Consider the following 21040-nt stretch of genomic DNA (forward strand, 5'->3'; position numbering starts at 1 on the left):
AAATTCTGGTGGTGCCAACCGGGACCGACCTAGATTCCGTTCTGGATCGTCTCGAATTCTCGTCCTGATTGGACCAGCCACGTGACCACTCCGACCCCCTGCCACGACATAGTGCTCACCGGTGCCGTCATGACCCATCCGCGACGGCCGGGACTCACCGGCCGTCTGCTGGCCGCCGCGCCCGCCGGGGCGCTGCGGCCGGTCGCCGATCCGGAGCCGTCCGGACCGCCGACCGCCCTGCGCACCGCGATCCGGGCCTGGTCCGCGATCGCCGAAGGCACGACCCACCACCTGGTCCTCCAGGACGACGCCGTTCCCGCCGACGGCTTCTTCGGCCACGCCCGGGCCGCCGTCGCGGCCGCGCCCGAGGCCGCGATCGCCTTCTACACCAACTGGAACTCCCGCAACGGCGCCGCCGTGCGGCTCGCCGCGCTGGCCGGGGCGAGATGGGTCACCGCGACCCACGAGTACACCCCGACCGTCGCGCTGGCACTGCCCGCGGGGGTCGCGGCCGGTTTCGCGGATTTCGCCGAAGCGCACGGCTCGACCTGGCCCGACGACGTCGTCATGTCCCGGTACCTGCGCGCGGCCGGGGTACCGGTGCTCCTGGTCGCGCCGAATCTCGTCGAGCACGCGGACGAGCCCAGCGTCCTCCGCAACGACTCCCACGGCTCGCGGCGGTCGGCGTGCTTCGCCGTCCCGTCCGACGACGACTGGTCGCTCGGCGCGGGCCCGCTCGATCCCGACGTCATCCCGTTCTTCAAGCACGGGGTCGCGCAGTGCGTCGTCCGCGACGACGGAAGACGGGCGACCATCGACGCGGAGCGGTACTTCGGCCGGGCTGGCCTGGATTTCGACGCCTGCCAGAAGCAACGGCTCGAAGTCACCGGATCGGTGTTCGGCGCTCTCGCCGAGCTGGAACGGCATCTCGACGAAGAAGCCGTCGAAGGTCTCTGGACCACGGCCTATCTCCTCGGCGCACTCGGGACCGGCCGTCGGCTCGACCGGGTCGGCTCCCTCGCGCTGGGCACGATCGGCGCGGGCGGCGTCTGCACGACCGTCGGCGCTTCCACGCTCCGGACGCTGCGGCCCGCTCTGTCCGAATTGGCCCGTCTCGGTCACCAGGCGGGTGCCCGGGCACGACGTTCGCCCGCGCGCAGGCGGGAACGCGTCCTCGTCACCACCACCGACCGCCCGCTCGGCCGGGAGATCGCGCGTCATCTGGCCGATCGCGGATACGAGGTCCTGGACGGAAACGACGGGCCGGACGTCGACGCCGTGGTCCACGTCGCCGAACCCGGTTCCACACTCCCGCCGGTGGCGGCGCGGCACGTGGTCCAGGTCTGCCCTCCCGGCGCACCCGTCCCCGCCGCCACGCCGGGCACCAGCGTCCTGCGGACCGGCTCTCCGTACGGGCCCGGAATCGAGGGCTATTCCGTCCTGGAGACGTTCACCCGGCAAGCCCTGCTGGCCCAGCCGATCCAGGCCGACGTCCCGGCGCGGGCGACCCACCGGCCGGCCTACATCCGGGACATCGCGCTCGCCGTGCACCACCTCCTGCACCAGCCCGTGCCGCGGCGGACCGTCGCGACGCCGTCCCCGCTGACCAGCCAGGAACTGGCCGACGCGGTCGCCAGGACCGTCCGGAGGGTTCCGGTCAGCTGGCCGGCGTCGCCGCACGGCCCATCCGCCCCTCCCCTGGTCGCCGACGAACCGGCGACGGAACTCGATCAAGGCATCCGCGCACTGGCCCAGTGGCTCGCCTACGAAAGGGAAGAAGCATGAAAGTCGATCGTCTCTCCCAGCCGGGTGACGGCCTGGTCAACGAGGATCTGGTGCTGTCGGGCCGGTATCACGCGCTGGTCATCGACGGTGCGACGGCGGAACCCGGCGCGGAGACCGGCTGCGTGCACGACGTCCGCTGGCTGGTGGCGAGGCTCGGCACCGCGCTGGACCGGCTCCTCGTCGAACGTCCCGCCGAAGACCTGCGCGCCGTCCTCCGCGCGGCCATCGAGTCGGTCCGCGACGCCCACTCCGGCACCTGCGACCTCGGCAATCCCTGCGGCCCGACCGCGACCGTGGCGATCCTGCGCGAACGGGACGGTCTCGCCGACTACCTGGTGCTCAGCGATGCGGCGGTGGTGCTCGAACGGCTCGACGGCACCGTCGAGGCCGTCATCGACGACCGGATCGACCAGCTGCTGCACCTGACCTGGCAAGAGGTCCGGCCCTTGCGCAACGCGCCCGGCGGGTTCTGGGTCGCGGGCAGTGATCCGGCCGCCGCCGACCAGGCCCGCACCGGCACCGTGGAACTCTCGCGGCTGCGGCGCGCCGCGCTCCTCACCGACGGCGCGTACCGGCTCGTCGAACGCTACGGGTGGACCTGGCACCAGCTGCTCGACGTCGCCGAGCTCGACGGCCCGGCCGCCGTCGTCCACGAGACCCGCCGCGCCGAACTTCGGACCGCGCCAGGCCACTTCGCCGGGAAACACCACGACGACGCGACAGTCGCCTTCTGCCGATTCGAGACCACCGCCGCTCCCCTGGCCCGCCCGACCCACGAGGTGACGAAATGACCCGGTTCCAGGTCCGTTTCACCGGCAAGACGGCACGCTCCGGCCCATTGGCGTTCGGCCACGCGAACATCGTCCGCGCCATCACCCTCGACGACGATCCGACGCGGCTCAACCTCGCGATGGTGTTCGACGTGCCTGGCGCGCCGCTGGACCAGGTCGCCGCCTGGATCCGGGTGCTGCTCGAACGCCACGAGTCGCTGCGGACGACGTACTCGTTCGGCGACCGGACGCTCCAGCATGTGCTGGCGGAAGGCGAGCTGGAGGCCGAGGTCGTCGAGAGCGGCGGCGACGTCCTCCAGACGGCCGAGGGCACCGCGCGCGCCCTGCGGTCCCGGGTTTTCGATCTGACCGCGGAGCTGCCGCTGCGGCTCGCCGTGGTGACCGAGAACGCCGTCCCGCGCCGGCTCGTCTGGGTGGTGAGCCACGCCGCGATGGACGTCGCCACCTGCGAACTCCTCCTCGGCGAATGGACCGAGCTGGCCGCGGGGCGCGAGCTGCCCGAGGACGACTCGCCGCAGCCTCTCGACGTCGTCGAACTCGAGAAGACGCCTGCGGTGCAGCGGCTGGGACAAGCGGCGACGCGGTACTGGGAAAGCAAGCTGCGCACGGTTCCGCAGGCGATGTTCCCGGTGCCCGCCACCGGAACCGGCTTCCTCCGGCCCGGGCTGCGAGTCCGTTCGCGGGCCGCGATCGGCCATATCGCGGCGATCGCCGAGCGGACCAGCGCGAGCCCCTCCGCCATCGCCCTCGCCGCGCTCAACGCGCTGATCGCGCACCGGACCGCGCACTCCACCTGCGTGACGACGTCCTTGTCCGGCAACCGGGTGCTCAAGCAGTTGCGCCGCTTCTTCGGCTCGATGGCGCAGGACGCGCTGCTCCCGGTCACCATCCCGGAGACGTTCGACGAACTGGTCCACGCCGTCCGCGCCGCGTCCGTGCCCGCGTACCGGCACAGCTGGTTCGAAGCCGACGCCATCTGGGAAGTGATCACCCGCGTCACCGGCGAACGGGGCTTCTCCTTCGCCAGGGATCTCGTGTTCAACGACATGAGCGCGCTGGGCGACACCGCCATCGGCACGCCGCCTCGCTCCGCGTACAGCAGGCTGCCGTCGGTATGGCTGCCGGGTGGACCGGACGTCGAGGACGACCCCGAACTCGGTGGCACGCTGGAGCTGCTGCCGCAGGAGGACATCCCGACCCGTTTCTTCGGCTGCCTGTACCGCCTCGACACGGAACTGGATCTGACGCTGTGGGTCGACCCCGCCTGCCTCGACACCGCCGAGGTGACCGAGTTCGGCCGCGGCCTCCTGGCGTTGTTGCGCGCGGCGGCCGAGGCGGATCTTCCGGTGAAGGAACTGCATTCGCTCACCACGCTCGCCCCCGTCGAACATGGGGAAGGCTGGTACCTCTCGGACTCGTGCTGGGTCGAGCTCGACGCCGTCCGGGAACTGGTCTCCGACGTCCTCGGTGACCGGCCGCATCTGGTGACCGCGGAGCCCGACGACGTCCTGGGTCACCGGCTGGTGTGTCATCTGGCCGGTCCGGCGGCGCCCGCGGACCTGCACGCCCGGGTACTGGCCGCGCTGCCGGGACGGCCGACCGCGCTGGCACCGCACCACTACGTGATCTGCGCCGAGCCTCCCGCCGATCCGCTGGATCCGGGCGCCTGGACGGCCACGGCCATCGACTCCGCGAGCGGGCGGGAGCTGCCGGTATGAGTCACGACACGGAAACCCTGACCGGTGAGGGAAAACCGGCCGCCGGACGGCTCTGGACCGGCAACTTCAAGCTCTACCTCACCGCGCGCAGCGGGTCGATGCTGGGCGACGCGATGCTGCCCGTCGCGCTCTCGATCGCCGTGCTGGCGGCGGGTCACGGGATCGACGGCGTCGGCTACGCCCTCGGCGCGTGGATGGGCGCGCTCGCGCTGTTCATGCTGTTCGGCGGCGTGCTCGCGGACCGGTTCACGCCGCGCCGGATGATGATCATCGCGGATCTCGTCCGGCTGGTCGTCCAGGGCGGGATGGCGGTCGCCTTCGCCGTCGGAACGCCGTCGCTGCCGACGATCGTCGTCCTGCAGTTCCTCAGCGGTGCCGCCACCGCGTTGTTCCAGCCCGGTGTGGCGAGCATGGTCCCGCAGGTCGCGGAGGACGTCCAGGGCGCGAACGGCATCTTGCGGATTTCCGAGGCGATCTCGGGCGTTCTCGGCCCGGCGCTCGCCGGTGTGCTGGTGGCCGTCGCCGGAACCGGGACCGTGTTCGGGATCTACGCCGCGACGTACGGCATCAGCGCCCTCTGCCTGTTCGCCCTGCGGCTCACGCCGGTGAAGTCCACTGAGGACAGTGAACCGTCGTTCTGGCGTCAGCTGGTCGAAGGCTGGCGGGAGTTCGCCGCCCGTGGCTGGCTCTGGGGCGTGATCGCGATCCACCTGGTGTACGGCTGTTTCGTGGCGGGTGTGTCCCTGCCGGTCGGCGCGGACCTGGTCGTCTCGGACTACGGTTCGACCGCGCTGGGCATCGGGATGGCCGCGTTCGGCGCGGGCGGGGTCGCGGGCGGCGCGATCGCCATGCGCGTCCGCCCGAGCCGCCCGCTGCTGTCCGGGGCGATCGGCTGGGCGTTGTTCGCGCTGTACCCGATCACGCCCGCGGTGGGACTTCCGGTCGCCTTGCTCGTCGCCGGCTGGACGCTGGCCGGTTTCGGCCTCGCCTACTGGGGTGTCCTGTGGTCCACCACGGTCCAGACCCAGATTCCCGCGGAACTCCTGAACCGGGTCTACGCCTACGACGTCTCGGGGTCGCTGCTCGCGCTGGTGCTGGGCAGGTCGCTCGCCGGGCCGATGGCGAGCCTTTTCGGCGCACGGCCGCTGATGATCCTCGCGACCGTGCTCGGGCTCGGCTGTACCGGGCTGCTGATCGCGGTCCGCTCGATCAGGGATCTGCGAAGTGCCCCATGACCTGATCGAGGCCGACGAGTTCGCCGTCGAGGTCTACGCACGGATCCTCGACGGCGACGGCCCCGCGGAGATCGCGTCCCGGCTCGGTGTCCCGGCGGCCGAGGTGGGCCGCGCGTTCGGCCTCCTGCGGCGGCTGCGGCTGATCCGGGAGACCCGCGACGGCGAGGTCGTCGCGGTCGATCCCGACAGCGCGCGGACCGAACTGCTGCTGCCGCTGGAACGGGCGATCCACGACCAGCGCAGCCTGCTGCTGGCCCGGCGACGGCAACTGCGCTCGTTCGCCGACGCCTTCGGCCGGGCGGAACGGGCGGACCCGCGCCGCTCGCCGATCCAGGTCTCGCGCGATCCGCGCGAGACCGAGTTGCGGCTCGTCGAAACGGCGAACGGCTGCAAATCCGAGGTGCTGATGATGCAGTCCTGCGTGGCGCACGAGCCGCCCGAAGCGCGGCATCTGCGGCCGCTCGTGCTGGACGCGCTGCGGCGCGGGATCCGCGTCCGGGTGCTGTATCCGCACGCGGCCCGCGCGGACGCGGCGACCCGCTCGTTCCTGTGCAACGTCGCCTCCCTCGGCGGCCGGGTGCGGACCTCGGACGAGATCTTCGACCGGTTCGCCGTCTTCGACCGCGAGGTCGCGTTCCTCCGAGCCGGCCTCGAAGGCGACCAGGCCGTCGCGATGGTGCACGGGCCGGTGATCGCGCAGTTCCTCGCCGGGTCGCACGACCGAGGCTGGGAATCCGGCACCGACTTCGATCCCGGCCGGGCGGGTTACGCCGGCACCCTCGACGTCGTCAAGTCCCGGGTGCTGGACCTGCTCGCCGCCGGCCTCAAGGACGAGGTGATCGCGCGCCGCGTCGGCCTGTCCGAACGGACGTTGCGCAGGCACATCTCGGCGCTGATGCAGGAACTCGCCGCGGAGAGCCGGTTCCAGGCGGGCGTCGCCGCCGCACGGGCGGGCCTGGTGGCCACCACCACTCGTACGCGTCACCGATAGGAAGGATCTTCCATGCGACCGAAGAATCTGGCCCTGCGGCTCGGGCTGTGCCTTGCCGCGGTCCTGGCCCTGCTCCCCGCCTCACCTGCCTCCGGGGCACCGGAGATCGAGGCCGCCCCGCCACCGGACCGGCCGATCCTGGAGGCGTTCTGGGGCGGCACGCCGCCCGCCGATCAGGTCCCCTGGGAAATGTTGAACACCATCAGCTACTGGTTCGCCTCACCGGCGGGCGGCCGGTGCAGCATCCCGGACGCCAAGCAGCGCAAGGACATCGAAAGTCTCGCGGCGGTGAAGCGTGGTCACCCCGGCCTGACCTTGCTGATCTCCATCGGCGGCTGGGCCGCACCGGGTTTCGGCGCCGGCGCCGCGACCGCGGAATCCCGGCGTGCCTTCGTCAAGTCCTGTGTGGACAACTGGCTGAGCGCGTTCCCCGTCGGGCTGGTCGACGGATTCGACGTCGACTGGGAGTTCCCGGTCTCCGGAGGGCTGCCCAGTATCGGCAACTCGCCCGCCGACCGCGCCAACTTCACCTTGCTGCTCAAGGAATTCCGGGCACAACTGCAGCGCTATGCCCGCGAACACGGCAGGCCCGGCCGCGCCATGAAGCTGTCCGCGGACATCCCCGCGGGCCGCGTGCAGGACGACGGCACCGGGACCGGGGGCGCGCCCTACGACGCGTCCAACAGTTTCGACCTGCGCGAAGTCGGCAGGCTCGTCGACATCTTCAACCTGATGACCTACGACTTCTGCACGGGCTACTCGAAGTTCTCCTGCTTCAACGACCCGCTGGTCAAACGGCCCGGTGATCCGAACGACGAGTACAACAACAACGTCGGGGCGCTCAAGTACATGACCGACCACGGTGTCCCGCGGGAGAAGATCGTCCTCGGCGTTCCGTTCTACGGCCGGGCGTTCACCGTCACCTCGACCGCCAACGACGGCCTCTACCAGCCGTACACGGCCATGCAGTTCCTCGACTACAAGGTCCTCATGGGCCCGGAGTGGGCCGGTGACCCCGGCTTCCGCAAGGGCTGGGACCCGATCGTGCGCTCCCCGTACCTCTGGAACCCGGAGAAGAAGATCTGGGTGAGCTACGAGAACCCGCGGTCCATCCAGGACCGCTCGCTGTTCGCGAAACGCCACCGCCTGGCGGGCATGATGATGTGGGAGCTGGGCGCCGACGATCCGCAACACAGCCTTCTCGCCGCGATGACCGGGCCCTGGCTCCGGCACTGATGGAGCGGCCGGCGGTTCCTCGGCTGGGGAACCGCCGGCCCCGCGGGATCATGGCGAAGAAGACGTGGTGGTCACGCGTGCGCGCGGTGTCAGCCACTTCACGGTCGGGCCGGCACCGATGCCGTGCAGCACCACGCTGCCCAGCACCAGGGTGACGGTGATGAGCAGGATGGTGTCGGCGACCGGCCCCTCGGGAAGGCGATTGAAGGCGAGGAGCCCGAAGACGACCGACGTGGTGCCGCGTGGCCCGAGTATCCCGACCTGCAGGCGTTCGCGGTGGGTCAGCGCCGATCCGGCCAGGGAGAGATGGACGGGAATGATGCGGACCACGGTGATCGCGGCGAAGCAGAACAGCGCGACCTGCCACGGAAGCCCGGCGGAGAACGCCAGAACGGCGCTCACGCCCACGACGAACCACAAGGTCATCGTCAACAGCGAGGTGAAGTCTTCCAGCAGGCGGAAGTCCTCGTCCAACGCACCGGCGCGCACCAGGTCGCGCCCTGCCGGGGAACGATGGATCTGCCTGGCCTTGGCCAGGCGGTGAACGTAACGGAACGTGACGCCACAGACGAAAGAGGCCACGAACCCGTTGCCGTCGATGGCGACGGTGGCGGTGTAGGTCAGGAGCGGCACCAGCAGCACGGCCACGCGCCCGGACTGTTCCGTGAGCCAGCGCGCGCGGTGGGCCGCGGTCAGCAGCAAGGCCAGTCCCGCGCCGAACAGCACGCCGACCACCAGGGCTTTGAGCGCGAAGGGCAACACGGTCCCCAGCGCGTCCAGCGGGGTCCGCTGCTGAGTCCGATCGCCGGCCAGGATCAGCGCGAAGAGGAACAAGGGGGAAATGATTCCGTCGTTGTAGCCGCTTTCGACGTTGAGCACACTGCGCACCCGCGAGGGCAGGCCACGGTCGCGCACGACCCGCTCGGCGGGGGCGAAGTCGATCGGCACGACCACCCCGGCGAGCAGCAGGAGCACCGGCCACGGCAGGCCGGGGAACAGCAGCCAGCCGAGCAGCATCGCCGCCACGAGGCTGATCGGCATCGCGATGAGCAGCACCCTGGCCACCAGGCCGGGCGAGCTGCCCCACAACCGCCCTCCGCGTACCTCGGTGGCGTCCACGAACAGCAGCACGGCGAGGACGATCTCCGCCACGTACAGCATGGCTTCGGTGTTGAGGGCGATCGCGATGGAACTCTCGTTGACGAGGCCGATCACGACGCCCGCGGCGACCATGACGACCGGTGCGCCGAGGTTCCACCGGTCCAGCCGCGCCGCCGCGAACGAACGGATCGCGATGGCGACCGCGATCATGAGCAGTAACGAATTCATGGGACCGTGCTTCGGATCGATTTCGATGTCGGCGGAAGCCTACTCGCCGGCACTGACCACTGTGGACTCCCAGTCTCGTCCGGAGCGGCTGTCACGTGCCCGATCGCCCGCCGGTCGGCGGGTACGGCCCCGCCACCCGGCTGGACGGTCCGACCGGTTCACGGGTGCCGCGAGGCCCGCCACGCGGCGGAAGATCGAAGGCCGGCCCGCGGCCTGCCCAGGTCGCGCTCCCTTGGCCACGTGACCGAAGAAAACGGAGTTGTTCCACCGTGCGCACCCCGATCGACCGCTCGACCTGGCGAATGCTCGCGGGGTACGTCAAGCCGCAGCGACGCACCGTCCTCTTCGGCGGAGCCCTCGTCCTGCTCGGCGGCCTCGCCGCCGCGGCTCAGCCTCTCGCCGCGAAGGCCCTGATGGACCGGCTGGGCTCCAGTGGCGGGATCACCGGTCTCCTGGCGCTGCTGGTCGGCCTCGCGTTGGCCGGTGCCGCGATCTCCGTGGCAGGCGACTACCTGCTCGAACGGGCAGGTGAGTCGGTGGTGCTGGTCGCCAGGAAACGGCTGGCCCGGCGGCTGCTCTCGTTGCGGGTGCCCGCTGTGCAGCGCGCCGAGCCCGGCGACCTGCTGTCCCGGTTCACCAGCGACACGACGTTGCTGCGCGAGGTGTGCACTCACGCCTTCGTCGCGCTGGTCACCGGCTCGGCGACGACCGTCGTGATGGTCGTGATGATGGGCGTGATGGACCTCGTCCTCCTGGGCATCACCCTGGCCGTGCTCCTGCTCGTCGGCCTGCTCGCCGCCGCCGGGATGCCGATGATCGAGAAGGCTTCCCACGCCGCGCAGAGCGCCGTCGGTGAGACCGGTGCGCGGCTGGAGCGTGTGCTCGGCGCCTTCCGCACCGTCAAGGCAGCCGGCGCCGAAACCAGGGAGATCGCCGCGATCGAGCGCGGCGCCGAGGACGCGTGGCGTGCCGGTGTCCGTTCGGCACGGTGGGAGTCGCTGGTGCACGGCGCGAACACCCTCGCTGTCCAGGCCTCCTTCCTCGCCGTGCTCGGTATCGGTGGCGCGCGGGTGGCGACCGGCGCCCTGTCACTGTCCTCTTTGGTCGCTTTCCTGCTGTTCCTGTTCTATCTGCACGAGCCGATCGGGCAGCTGCTGCACGCAGGCAGCAGGCTCCAGATCGGGGTGGCCGCGGTTCGCCGCCTCGCCGAGATCGAGACGATGCCCGCCGAGCGGACCGGCTCCGGCGGCGCCCGGCCCGACGCGGTCGATGAACGAGGGACGGGCCTGGTCTTCGACGACGTGCGGTTCCGGTACGGTCCCGACCGGCCGGAAGTCCTGCGTGGAGTGAGCATCGAGATCCCGGCCGTGGGCATGACGGCGTTCGTGGGTCCCTCCGGTGCGGGCAAGTCCACGCTTTTCGGACTGGTGGAAAGGTTCCACGAGCCGGACTCCGGCCGGATAGTGCTGGACGGCCGCGATCTGGCGGACTGGGATCTGGCGAAGCTCCGTGCGGACATCGGGTACGTGGAGCAGGACGCGCCTCTGCTTTCGGGCACGTTGCGGGACAATCTCGTCTACGGCAGGCCGGACGCCGCCGAGGAGGAGATCCGCGACGCGGTGGCACAGACCCGGCTGGACACGCTCGTCGACCGCCTTCCCGACGGGCTGGACACCGCCGTCGGACACCGCGGCAGCTTCCTGTCCGGCGGTGAGCGGCAACGGGTCGCGCTCGCCCGCGCACTGATCCGGCGGCCTCGCGTCCTTCTCCTCGACGAGATCACCTCGCAGCTGGACGCCGCGAACGAGATGGCGATCCGCGACGTGGTCACGACGGCGGCGAAGACGATGACCGTCATCGTGGTGGCGCACCGGCTGTCGACGGTCACGCAGGCCGACCGGATCGTGGTGCTGGACAACGGAGTCGTGCGGGCGACCGGCACGCACGACGAGCTGCTCGCGAACGATCTGCTGTACGCCGACTTCGCCGCGACGCAGCTGCTCACCGGCGAACGCGACGCATGATTCAACCCCGGGGCTGGTGTCCGTGAGGGCCTCCAGAACAGGACATTCGCCGGGAACTCCAGCGCCACCGCCATCCGACTTTCCCAACAGCATCATCACACGTCGCGAAAGCCACTTTCGGGACATCACACGTCTCGAAAGTGGCTTTCGCGCCGCGCCGCAACTTGCCGACCTCGACACACCCGGTCGCCGATCAGGACGAGGACACGGAATAGCTGTTCGCCGAGAAGTTCATGCCACCGCTGGACGATGTGATCTCGAAGCCGAACTGGACCTCGCCGACCGTCACGTCGCCGTACCAGCCGCGATTCTTGATCCAGTTCAGCACGGCGAGCACGTCGACCGAACCCGCGTTCGTGTCGGAGGTGCGCAGGAAGGAGAACACCGCGTTGGCACCGTTGCTCCCCCGGTAGACGTCCCAGGTGTGGCCGCCCACGGACACGGTGGTCTCCTTCGACCCGATCGCGCCCACCGCGCCCTGCTTGTTCATCCACAGCATGATCTCGTAGGCGTTGTTGTTCGCCCAGATGTCGTACGCCGTCGCGTACGCGCCGCCACCCGGCCTGGAAACGGCGAAGCTGCTGGAAAGACTCCGCAGTCCGCTCAACGGGCGGCCCACGTTCTTCGCCGAATGCGGGTACGACTTCACCCCGCCGGTGTTCGGGTGGTCCGCCCAGACACCGAAGTCGCGGTAGGAGTTCGCCCAGATCGATTGCGGGCCGGCGCCGCCGCCCCAGACGTTGTTGCGGACGGTGTAGCCGCCGTTCGACCAGGTCCCCCACTTGTCCGAAGAGCTCCAGGTGGCGGCCTGTGCCGTCCCGCCCGTCACCAGGACGGCGACCAGCGCCATGACGGCACCGCCGATCGAGAATCGTGCTTGCCTGCGCATAGCCGGGTTCCTTCCGTGTCTTTCGCCAGGGCCTCTACCGAAGGGAGAACGTGCTGATCCTCGAGCCGGACGCGAAGACGAGATAGACGTCGTGCCGTCCGCTCAATCCGGACACTGTCGCGCTGGTGGTCGAGTACGTGTACTTGTCACCGGTACTGGCGATCCGCGCGGTTCCGGCGAGTCTGCCGCGCGGGCCGCCGAGCCGGATTTCGACGGTGGACGTTCCCGGTTCCGCGCGAGCCGTCATGGCGGTGAATGTCCTTGCCCCGGCACGGAAGTCCACGTCGCTGAAGCGCAGCCAGTCTCCCGCGCCGACGCCGACCGCGTCACCGCGGACCTTGCTTTCGTCGACCAGTTCGACACCCGAGTAGTCGTCGAAGTCGATCGCCCTGGTGTCCCTGGTCAGGTCACGCGGCGGGATCCGCTCGCCCCGTACGGGGAGCGCGGAGCGCAGCCTGACGTCGGAAGCGGACGCCCCGACCATGACTTCGTGGACGGACGATTCCAGCACCCATTTGCCCCGGGTGACATCCCAGTGCCGGAGGTCGGGCACCGACAGGCGCACCGTCTTGGTCTGTCCGGGTTCGAGGTTCACTCGTTGGAACGCGCGGAGCTGCCGATTCGGCTGCTTGTCACGGGAGACGAGCTGGTGGGTGTAGAGCTGCACCACTTCGTCACCGGCGCGTGCACCGGTGTTGGTCACCTTCACCGTCGCTTCGAACGTCCCTTGTGGACCCGGCTTGCCGAGGCGCAGGTCGCTGTAGCGGAAATCGGTGTAGGACAGGCCGTGCCCGAAGGCGTAGAGCGGATCACCGGTGAAGTACCGGTAAGTGCTGCCGCGTTTCATGATGTCGTAGTCGAGGATGTCCGAGAGGTCGGCGTCCGAGCGGTACCAGGTCTGGGTGAGCCTGCCCGCCGGGTTCACGTCGCCGTACAGCACGTCGGCCAGGGCGTTGCCGGTCTCCTGGCCGGCGTGTGAGGTCCACAGGATCGCCGGGATGTTCTCCTGCTCCCAGTTCAGGGTCGTGGGATAACTGTTCTCGACCACCACGACGGTGTTCGGGTTCGCCGCGCGCACCGCCTTGATCAATTCGCTCTGGCTCTCCGCCAGCGCCATCGTGGTGCGGTCATGGTCTTCCCTGCCGTTGATGAACGGCATGCTGCCCACCACCACGACCGCCGTTTCGGCCGAACGCGCCGCCTTCACCGCGCTTTCGATCCCCGAGGTGACCCGCTCCTTGCGGAACTTGGCCGCCCCGGCCGCGTTCGGCGAGCCCAGGGTGAGCGTGCCGTCGGCGGCGACGGTGAGATAGCTGTTCGGACCGTCCCAGTCGTTCGGGGTTTCGTAACCGGCGTACCTGATCACGACCGTGCCGTCGCCCGCGTCCTCCAGCTTGAACTGCTGGTGGACGAACCAGTCCCGCGGCTGTGGTGCCTGGTTGACGAACCGGCTGGTGGCGTCCGCGAGGTTCTGCCGCTCGACGTACTTGCCGTTGGCCACACCGCGCAACGTCAGCACGCCGTCGCCCCAGCCGAAGACGTCGAACTGTTCCGTGGCGCCGGCGCTGGTGGGACCGGTCTTGAGCACCGCGCCCGTCTCGCCCGCGCCGCCACTGACGTACTTGCCGGTGACGGCGTCGCGCAAGGCGATCCTGTCGACGGCTTCGGTGTCGGTGACCCGCGCCCCCGCGCCGAGCCGCGCGCGGATCCCGTCCACCGGGGTCACCTTGTACGGCAGTCCGCCGGAGTACCAGTCGGTGTACAGGGTCTTCTCCAGCGGCCCGATGACCGCGACGCTCCGCTTCGGATCCAGCGGCAGGGTGCCGCGGTCGTTCTTCAGCAGCACCATGGCCTCGCCCGCCGCCTCGCGGGCGAGTCGCCGGTGCGCCGGGCTGTCGACCACGTCCTTGCCGATCTTGGCGTACGGGCCGCCGTCCGGGTCGAACTCGCCGAGCCGGAAGCGGACGCTCAGGACGTGCGAGGCCGCCTTGTCGATGTCGGCTTCGGCGAGCAACCCCTTGGCCAGCGCGGAGGAGACGATCCTGATGGTGTTCGCGGGGTCCTGGTTGTCGACGGTGAAGCCGTCGAGACCGGCCTTGAGCGCGGCCGCGAACCCTTCCTCGCTGGTGCCGAAGTACTTCTGCGAGCCGTTGAGGTTGTGCGGGCCGGCGGCGTCACTGACGTTGTAGAGCGTCTTGCCGGTCCAGGACCGCACCACCTCGTCGAGATCGGGATTGACCGTCGCCGGCCGTCCGTTGACGAGGTTGTACGAGCTCATCACGCCGGTCGCCGCGTCGGCCGCGATCGCCGCTTTGAACGCCTGCTCGTCGTATTCCCGCAGGACCCGTGGACGCAGGTTGGACGACGTCGTGGTGCGGTCGACCTCGTTGTTGTTGGCCAAATAATGTTTCAGGACCGGAGCGGTCTTGAGGTACTGGGGATGGTCACCGACCATTCCCTTTCCGTACGCCGTCGAAATGGCCCCGGTCAGCAAGGGGTCTTCGGAGTAGCCTTCCTCGTTGCGTCCCCACCGCGGGTCACGCAGCAGGTTCACCACCGGCGCCCACAATTGGAGGCCCCAGAAACCGGGGTCCTGCGAGTGGTAACCCCGCGCCTCGTCACCGACGACCGATCCGACCCGTTCGATCAGGTCCGGATTCCAGGTGGAAGCCAGCCCGATCGACTGCGGGAAGACCGTGGCGTTCGCGGTCACGACGGTGCCGTTCGTCCGCTCCGTCGTCCAGCCGAGGCCGTGGAGCGCTTCGGTCCCCGTTTTGAACTCGGGTATCCCCAGGCGCGGTATCGCCGGCTGGAACTGGTGCAGCAACGAGATCTTCTCGGCGAGAGTCAGCCGCCGCACCAGATCGTCCACCCTCGCCGCCAGCGGGAGGCCGGGATCACGGAACGGGAGGTCGTCCGCGACCGCCGGGGAAGCGAGTCCCACCAGCAGGGCGACCGTCGTGGCGAACATACCCATCCGGCGGAAGCGGAGGGAGAAAGCTGCTCTGCGCATGGGAACTCCGTCACTTATCGAAGCGCTTCGATGAACTTCGTGGAGGTGTCCGAGGCATTCGTGTGCAGTGTTCGACGTAGCGAGGTCAAACGAGAGGACCGAGTATCGAAGCGATTCGATACCACAGTCGAAGCGATGTTAGCGGACGGAGCAAAGGGAGACAATGGCTCCCTCTGGAGGCTTCCGTGCCGTGCCACCATGGGATCCGTCTGGCATTCTCGGGCACAGTGGACAGTTCCCAGCCGGAAGGAATCCCGTTGACCTCTCAGCACGAACCCACCGGCCTCACCCTCGAACAGAAGGCGTCGCTGCTGTCCGGCCGGGACTTCTGGCACACCGAGGCGATCGAAGCCGCCGGGATCCCGTCGATCCTGCTCTCCGACGGTCCGCACGGCCTGCGGCGTCAGGACAGCGAGGCCGACAATCTCGGCGTGCACGACAGCGTGGCCGCCACCTGTTTTCCGCCGTCGGTCGCGGTGGGGAACAGCTGGGACACCGAGGTCGCCGCGCGGATCGGCGCGGCCATCGGCAGGGAAGCTCGCGCGGCGGGAGTCTCGGTGGTGCTCGGCCCGGGTGTGAACATCAAGCGGTCCCCGTTGTGCGGCCGCAATTTCGAGTACTACTCCGAGGATCCGTTGCTGAGCGGGGTGCTCGCCGCCGCCTACGTGCGGGCCATGCAGGCCGAGGGCGTGGGCGCGTCGGTGAAGCATTTCGCGGCCAACAACCAGGAGACCGACCGGATGCGGGTCAGTGTGGAGGTCGACGAACGGACCCTGCGCGAGATCTACTTCCCGGCGTTCGAACGTGTCGTGACCGAAGCGCACCCGGCCACGGTGATGTGCTCGTACAACCGGGTCAACGGCGTCTACGCCGCCCAGAACCGCCGTCTGCTCACCGGCGTCCTGCGCGACGAATGGGGTTTCGACGGTGCCGTCGTCTCGGACTGGGGCGCGGTGAACGACCGGGTGGCCGCGCTCGCGGCCGGGCTGGACCTCGAGATGCCGGGCACTGGCGGCAGCGGCGACGCCGAGATCGTGGCGGCCGTCCGGAGCGGGGAACTGGACGAAGCCGTCGTCGACAGGAGTGTCCGGCGCGTTCTCGCGCTCACCGGCCAGCTGCTGCCCGCGGGCGGTGACGTCGATTCCGACGAGCAGCACCGGATCGCGAAGGAGGTCGCCGCCGGCTGCGCCGTCCTGCTGAAGAACGACCGGGACACGCTGCCCCTGGCCACGCGGTCGACGGTGGCGGTCATCGGCGGATTCGCCGCGAACCCGCGGTTCCAGGGCGGCGGCAGCTCCCACGTCAATCCGACCCGGGTCGACACCGCGCTCGACGCCATCCGGGCGCTCGGGGAATCCGTGACCTACGCGAGCGGCCTGGCCGACAACGCCGTCGAGATCGCCGCTGAGGCCGATGTCGCGGTGGTCTTCGCGGGTCTGGGCGAACGGGACGAATCCGAGGGTTTCGACCGGGACACGATCGAGCTCCCCGCGGCGCAGGTCGGGCTCATCAGGGCGATCGCGGCGGTGAGCAGGCGCACCGTCGTCGTCCTGTCCCACGGCGGCGTGGTGTCGCTGGAGGGCTGGCACGACGACGTCGACGCCATCCTCGACGGCTGGCTCCTGGGGCAGGCCGGCGGCAGCGCGCTCGCCGATCTCCTCTTCGGGATCACCAGCCCGTCGGGGCATCTCGCCGAGAGCATTCCGTTGCGTTTGCAGGACAACCCCAGCTATCTCACCTTCCCCGGCGAGTCGGGCCACGTCCGGTACGGCGAGGGGGTCATGGTCGGCTACCGGTACTACGAAACCGCCGAGGTCGCGGTCCGCTACCCTTTCGGCCACGGCCTGTCCTACACGACCTTCGAGACCACCGGCCTGAAGGTGGCGGCGACGGGAGACGACTCCGCCACCGTCGCGGTGAACGTCACCAACACCGGGACCCGCGCCGGCAAACACGTCGTCCAGGTCTACGTCGCCACCGACGCCGCTCCCGTTCGCAACCCGGCACGGGAGCTCCGCGCGTTCACCAAGATCTCCCTCGAACCGGGCGAGACCCGGCGGGTCGAGCTCACCCTCGATCGCCGCGCTTTCGCCTGGTACGACATCGGGCTGAGCCGGTGGGTGGTCTCGCCCGGCGCGTACACCGTCCAGATCGGCCAGAGCGCGGCGCATATCGTCGCCGAAGCGCCCATCACGCTGGCCGGCGACGTCATCGTCCCGGTCCTGTCGATCGACTCGGCGGTCGAGGAGTGGTTCGGTCACCCGATCGTGGGTCCGGAGCTCGGCAAGTTGCTCGCCGGCCAGGGCGACCGGGCCGAAAGCAGCGCGGACTGGATGCGCATGGTCGCCTCGATGCCGATGCGCCAGTTCACCAAACTCATGGCCTACCGCGGTGTCTCGCTGCCCACGGACGCGTTGCCCAGGTTGATCGAACTGAGCAAGGGCTGAGCCCGTCGAATCGATTCGACTCGCACTATCATCGGCTGATGGTCACCATCGCAGACGTCGCCCGGGCGGCCGGGGTCTCCCCGAGCACCGTGTCCTACGTGCTGTCCGGGCGGCGTTCGATCTCGGAGGACACCCGCCGCCGGGTCCAGCACAGCATCACCGAACTCGGCTACCACCCGAACGCGGGCGCCCGTGCGCTGGCCAGCAGCCGCACCAACGTGCTCGCGCTCGTCGTCCCGCTGCGGACGGACCTGAACGTCCCGGTGGTCATGCAGTTCGTCGCGGCCACCGTCACCGAGGCACGCACCTACGACCACGACGTACTCCTGCTGACCAAGAACGAAGGCCCGGACGGCCTGCGCCGCGTCGCCGCGTCCGCCATCGCGGACGCGCTGATCGTGATGGACGTCGAGACCTCCGAGCCGCGTCTCCCGGTGCTGAGATCCTTGCACCGGCCGGTGGTGCTGATCGGAGTTCCTTCCGACCCCGGCGACCTGACCTGCGTCGATCTCGACTTCACCGCCGCCGGCTCCGCGAGCGTCACGCATCTGGCCGACCTCGGCCATCGCGAGGTCGCGTTGATCGGCCCCTCCCCCGCGGTCTACAAACGCGGCACGAGCTACGCGGGACGCTTTCTCCGCGGTTTCCGTCAGACGGCCACGAAACGCAAGGTGCGCGCCGGCTCGTTCCCGTGCGCGCCGTCCTACGACGCGCTGCGCGCCTGCCTCGACGACCTGTTCGCCGAACATCCCGGCGTCACCGGGCTGGTCGTGCACAACGAGGCCATCCTCGGCCCGTTGCTGTCCGAACTGAACCGTCGCGGCAAGCAGGTGCCCCGGGACATCTCGGTGCTGGCCGTCTGCCCGGAGGACATGGCCGAGGCGCAATCGGTCCAGCTCACTTCGATCGCCATCCCCGCCGCCGAACTCGGCAGCCTCGCCGTCGAGATGGCGATGCGCCGTCTCGACGACGGAGGTCAGGCCGAGGTCCGGCTGCTGTCGCCCCGCCTGACCGAACGGGGCAGCACCGGTCCGGCGCCTTCCTAGGCCTGGGCCTTCGTGCTCACGTCGCGAAAGCCACTTTCGGGACATCAGACGTCGCGAAAGTGGCTTTCGCGACACGCCACTTTTGCCTTGCCCCTCAAAGAGAACCCGAAACACCACTCACGACCCACGTGCGGCGACCAGTGCCGAAAGCTCCTTTCAGCGCATCGGCCTCGGCGAAAGGAGCCTTCAGCCCACCGCACCCCGCCCACGAACCCGGCATATTTGCCTTACCCCTCGACACCTACTCCCGCGCCGGCCGGGTCCCGCCTCGAATCGTCAACGCGCTCCCTGTCGCCACGATCGTCTCGTCACCCGCGGGAAAAGCCACCTGCCAGCCGTCGGGCGCGGAGTCGACCTCGATGTGGACGCTGTCGCCGTCCCGGCGGGTGTGGAACGTCGAGCCGCCGACGGGAGTGGTGATCCTGGCGCCGTCTTCGAGCCGGTACAGCCGCAGCGTGACGCCGTCGGCGTAGTCGTAGTCCGGCCGGTCGTCGACGGCGCCCAGCGGCAGAACGGTGCCGGGACGGACGAGCAGCGGGACGGTGAGCATGTCGCAGACGGTGGTCACCCACCGCGGCCCCTGGATCTCGTCGCCGGTGAAGAAGTCGGTCCAGACCCCGTCCGGGACGTAGTAGGTCACTTCGCCCTCGTCCGTGAACACCGGGGCCACCAGGAGCGAGTCGCCGAGCATGTACTGCCGCTCCAGGTGGGCGCACGCCGGATCGGCGGGGAACTCCAGCGCCATCGCCCGCATCATCGGTATGCCCTCGGCCGCCGCCTGCGCCGCCGCTTGCCACAGGTACGGCATCAGCCGTGCCTTGAGCTTGGAGAACACCCGCAGGACGTCGACGGCCTCCTCGTCGAACAGCCAGGGCACCCGGTAGGACGAACTGCCGTGCAACCGGCTGTGCGAAGACAGCATCCCGAACGCGATCCAGCGTTTGAACAGCGCCGGATCCGGGGTGCCTTCGAAGCCGCCGATGTCGTGGCTCCAGTATCCGAAACCGGACAGACCGAGGGAAAGGCCGCCACGCAGGCTCTCGGCCATCGATTCGTACGTCGATTCGCAGTCGCCGCCCCAATGCACCGGGAACTGCTGAGACCCCGTGGTCGCCGAGCGCGCGAACACCACGGCTTCGCCCTCGCCGCGCCGCTTGCGGAGCACGTCGAAGACGGTCTGGTTGTACAGGTAGGTGTAGTAGTTGTGCATGCGTTCGGGATCGGATCCGTCGAAGTAGACGACGTCCGTCGGCACCCGCTCGCCGAAGTCGGTCTTGAAACAGTCCACGCCTTGTTCGAGCAGAGTGTCCAATTTGGACGCGTACCACGCGCGCGCGGCGGGGTTGGTGAAGTCGACCAGTGCCATTCCCGGCTGCCAGAGATCCCACTGCCACACGTCACCGTTCGGTTTCCGCAGCAGGTATCCACCGGCGACACCCTCGGCGAACAACGGTGACCGTTGCGCCACGTACGGGTTGATCCACACCGAGATGCGCAGGTCCCGCGCTTTCAGCCGCTCCAGCATGCCGACGGGGTCCGGGAACGTCCGCGGATCCCATTCGAAGTCGCACCAGTTGAATTCACGCATCCAGAAGCAGTCGAAATGGAACACGCTCAGCGGCAGATCGCGTTCGATCATGCCGTCGACGAACCCGGAGACGGTCTCCTCGTCGTAGGAGGTGGTGAACGACGTCGACAGCCACAGCCCGAAGGACCACGCGGGCGGGAGCGCCGGTCTGCCGGTCAGCGCCGTGTACTTGCGCAGGATCTCCTTCGGGCTCGGCCCGTAGATGACGAAGTACTCCAGGGACTGGCCCACGACGCTGAACTGCACCCGCGACACCGCTTCGGAGGCGACCTCGAAGGACACGTGCCCCGGATGGTCGACGAACACACCGTAGCCGGCGTTGGTCAGGTAGAACGGGACGTTCTTGTAGGCCTGTTCGCTGCTCGTGCCGGCGTCGGCGTTCCAGATGTCGACGACCTGCCCGTTGCGCACCAGCGGCCCGAATCGCTCGCCGAGCCCGTAGACCTGGGTCCCCACCGAGAGGTCCAGCTGGTCGCGGACATGATGCTCGCCGTCGAGGCTCATGAAGCCCATGCCCTTGGCCCCGCTGGTGGTGAGCACCTTGCCGTCCGCGAGGAAGTCGACCTTCCACCCTTCGCCGCGGTGGAGCCGCGCCGACAACGCGCCCGCGGTGAGCGTGTGCCCGTCCTCGGAGACTTTCGCCTCGTCATCGGCGGCCGACAGCCCGAAGCGGGGTTCCCGCGGCAGCCCGCCCTCGAAATGCGTGACGCTCACCCCGATCACGTCCGGCATCGGCGAGGAGAAAGCGACCGTCGCCACCGGTCCCTTCAACAGGTCGCCACGATGGCGGATGGGGTGGGTCGGCGCGTGCACCACGATCCGGCCGTCCCCCGCGGTGAGGTCGTACACCTCGACCGGATGCGCCGCCTGTACCCCGTCGCGCAGCAGCCAGTAGCCGTTGCTGAACTTCATTTGACCGCCCCTGCCGTGATGCCACGTGTCAACGTC

At 69.4% G+C, this 21040-nt stretch carries 13 protein-coding genes; 9 read left to right on the plus strand and 4 right to left on the minus strand.

Annotation, left to right across the window (positions count from 1 at the left end):
* The first annotated feature begins 81 nt into the window (after positions 1-81).
* From MJQ72_RS00290 to MJQ72_RS00315, 6 genes are read left to right on the plus strand one after another with little or no spacing between them, the layout of a single operon-like run.
* A complete protein-coding gene (locus MJQ72_RS00290; protein WP_240596971.1) occupies positions 82-1785 on the plus strand; it encodes a hypothetical protein in 1704 nt (567 codons plus the stop codon).
* Positions 1782-2576 carry a protein phosphatase 2C domain-containing protein gene (locus MJQ72_RS00295; protein ID WP_240596972.1) on the plus strand — a complete coding sequence of 265 codons (795 nt, stop codon included), beginning with the start codon at positions 1782-1784 and terminating at the stop codon, positions 2574-2576. The genes MJQ72_RS00290 and MJQ72_RS00295 overlap by 4 nt, the downstream gene beginning before the upstream one ends.
* Positions 2573-4294, plus strand: coding sequence for a condensation domain-containing protein (locus tag MJQ72_RS00300; protein WP_240596973.1), 1722 nt, complete (start codon positions 2573-2575; stop codon positions 4292-4294). The genes MJQ72_RS00295 and MJQ72_RS00300 overlap by 4 nt, the downstream gene beginning before the upstream one ends.
* A complete protein-coding gene (locus MJQ72_RS00305) occupies positions 4291-5529 on the plus strand; it encodes an MFS transporter (protein ID WP_240596974.1) in 1239 nt (412 codons plus the stop codon). The genes MJQ72_RS00300 and MJQ72_RS00305 overlap by 4 nt, the downstream gene beginning before the upstream one ends.
* Positions 5519-6520, plus strand: a complete 1002-nt coding sequence (locus MJQ72_RS00310; protein WP_240596975.1) for a LuxR C-terminal-related transcriptional regulator — start codon at positions 5519-5521, stop codon at positions 6518-6520. The genes MJQ72_RS00305 and MJQ72_RS00310 overlap by 11 nt, the downstream gene beginning before the upstream one ends.
* Before the next feature lie 12 nt (positions 6521-6532).
* Complete coding sequence (locus MJQ72_RS00315) at positions 6533-7756, plus strand: glycoside hydrolase family 18 protein (protein ID WP_240596976.1); 1224 nt, start codon at positions 6533-6535, stop codon at positions 7754-7756.
* A 48-nt stretch (positions 7757-7804) separates the two neighbouring features.
* Here MJQ72_RS00315 and MJQ72_RS00320 read toward each other — a convergent pair whose 3' ends face one another.
* Positions 7805-9085: a sodium:proton antiporter gene (locus MJQ72_RS00320; RefSeq protein WP_240596977.1), complete on the minus strand. Its 1281-nt coding sequence runs from the start codon at positions 9083-9085 to the stop codon at positions 7805-7807.
* A 269-nt stretch (positions 9086-9354) separates the two neighbouring features.
* Here MJQ72_RS00320 and MJQ72_RS00325 point away from each other — a divergent pair, with 269 nt between their 5' ends.
* The gene (locus MJQ72_RS00325; RefSeq protein ID WP_240596978.1) at positions 9355-11109 is read left to right on the plus strand and encodes an ABC transporter ATP-binding protein; all 1755 of its coding nucleotides are present in this window, start codon (positions 9355-9357) and stop codon (positions 11107-11109) included.
* A 193-nt stretch (positions 11110-11302) separates the two neighbouring features.
* Here MJQ72_RS00325 and MJQ72_RS00330 read toward each other — a convergent pair whose 3' ends face one another.
* Together MJQ72_RS00330 and MJQ72_RS00335 are read right to left on the minus strand one after the other, a co-directional pair.
* A complete protein-coding gene (locus MJQ72_RS00330; RefSeq protein ID WP_240596979.1) occupies positions 11303-11998 on the minus strand; it encodes a GH12 family glycosyl hydrolase domain-containing protein in 696 nt (231 codons plus the stop codon).
* Positions 11999-12032: 34 nt separating this feature from the next.
* A complete protein-coding gene (locus MJQ72_RS00335; protein ID WP_240596980.1) occupies positions 12033-15011 on the minus strand; it encodes a glycoside hydrolase family 3 protein in 2979 nt (992 codons plus the stop codon).
* Positions 15012-15268: 257 nt separating this feature from the next.
* Here MJQ72_RS00335 and MJQ72_RS00340 point away from each other — a divergent pair, with 257 nt between their 5' ends.
* Positions 15269-17458 carry a glycoside hydrolase family 3 C-terminal domain-containing protein gene (locus tag MJQ72_RS00340; protein WP_240596981.1) on the plus strand — a complete coding sequence of 730 codons (2190 nt, stop codon included), beginning with the start codon at positions 15269-15271 and terminating at the stop codon, positions 17456-17458.
* Between the two features lie 38 nt (positions 17459-17496).
* On the plus strand, positions 17497-18504 hold the full coding sequence (locus tag MJQ72_RS00345) for a LacI family DNA-binding transcriptional regulator (protein WP_240596982.1): 1008 nt from the start codon (positions 17497-17499) through the stop codon (positions 18502-18504).
* Positions 18505-18745: 241 nt separating this feature from the next.
* Here the strand turns inward: MJQ72_RS00345 and yicI are convergent, their stop codons facing one another.
* Positions 18746-21004: an alpha-xylosidase gene (gene yicI, locus MJQ72_RS00350; RefSeq protein ID WP_240596983.1), complete on the minus strand. Its 2259-nt coding sequence runs from the start codon at positions 21002-21004 to the stop codon at positions 18746-18748.
* Positions 21005-21040 lie beyond the last annotated feature (36 nt).

This window comes from Amycolatopsis sp. EV170708-02-1 (genome assembly GCF_022479115.1).
Classification (GTDB): Bacteria; Actinomycetota; Actinomycetes; order Mycobacteriales; family Pseudonocardiaceae; genus Amycolatopsis.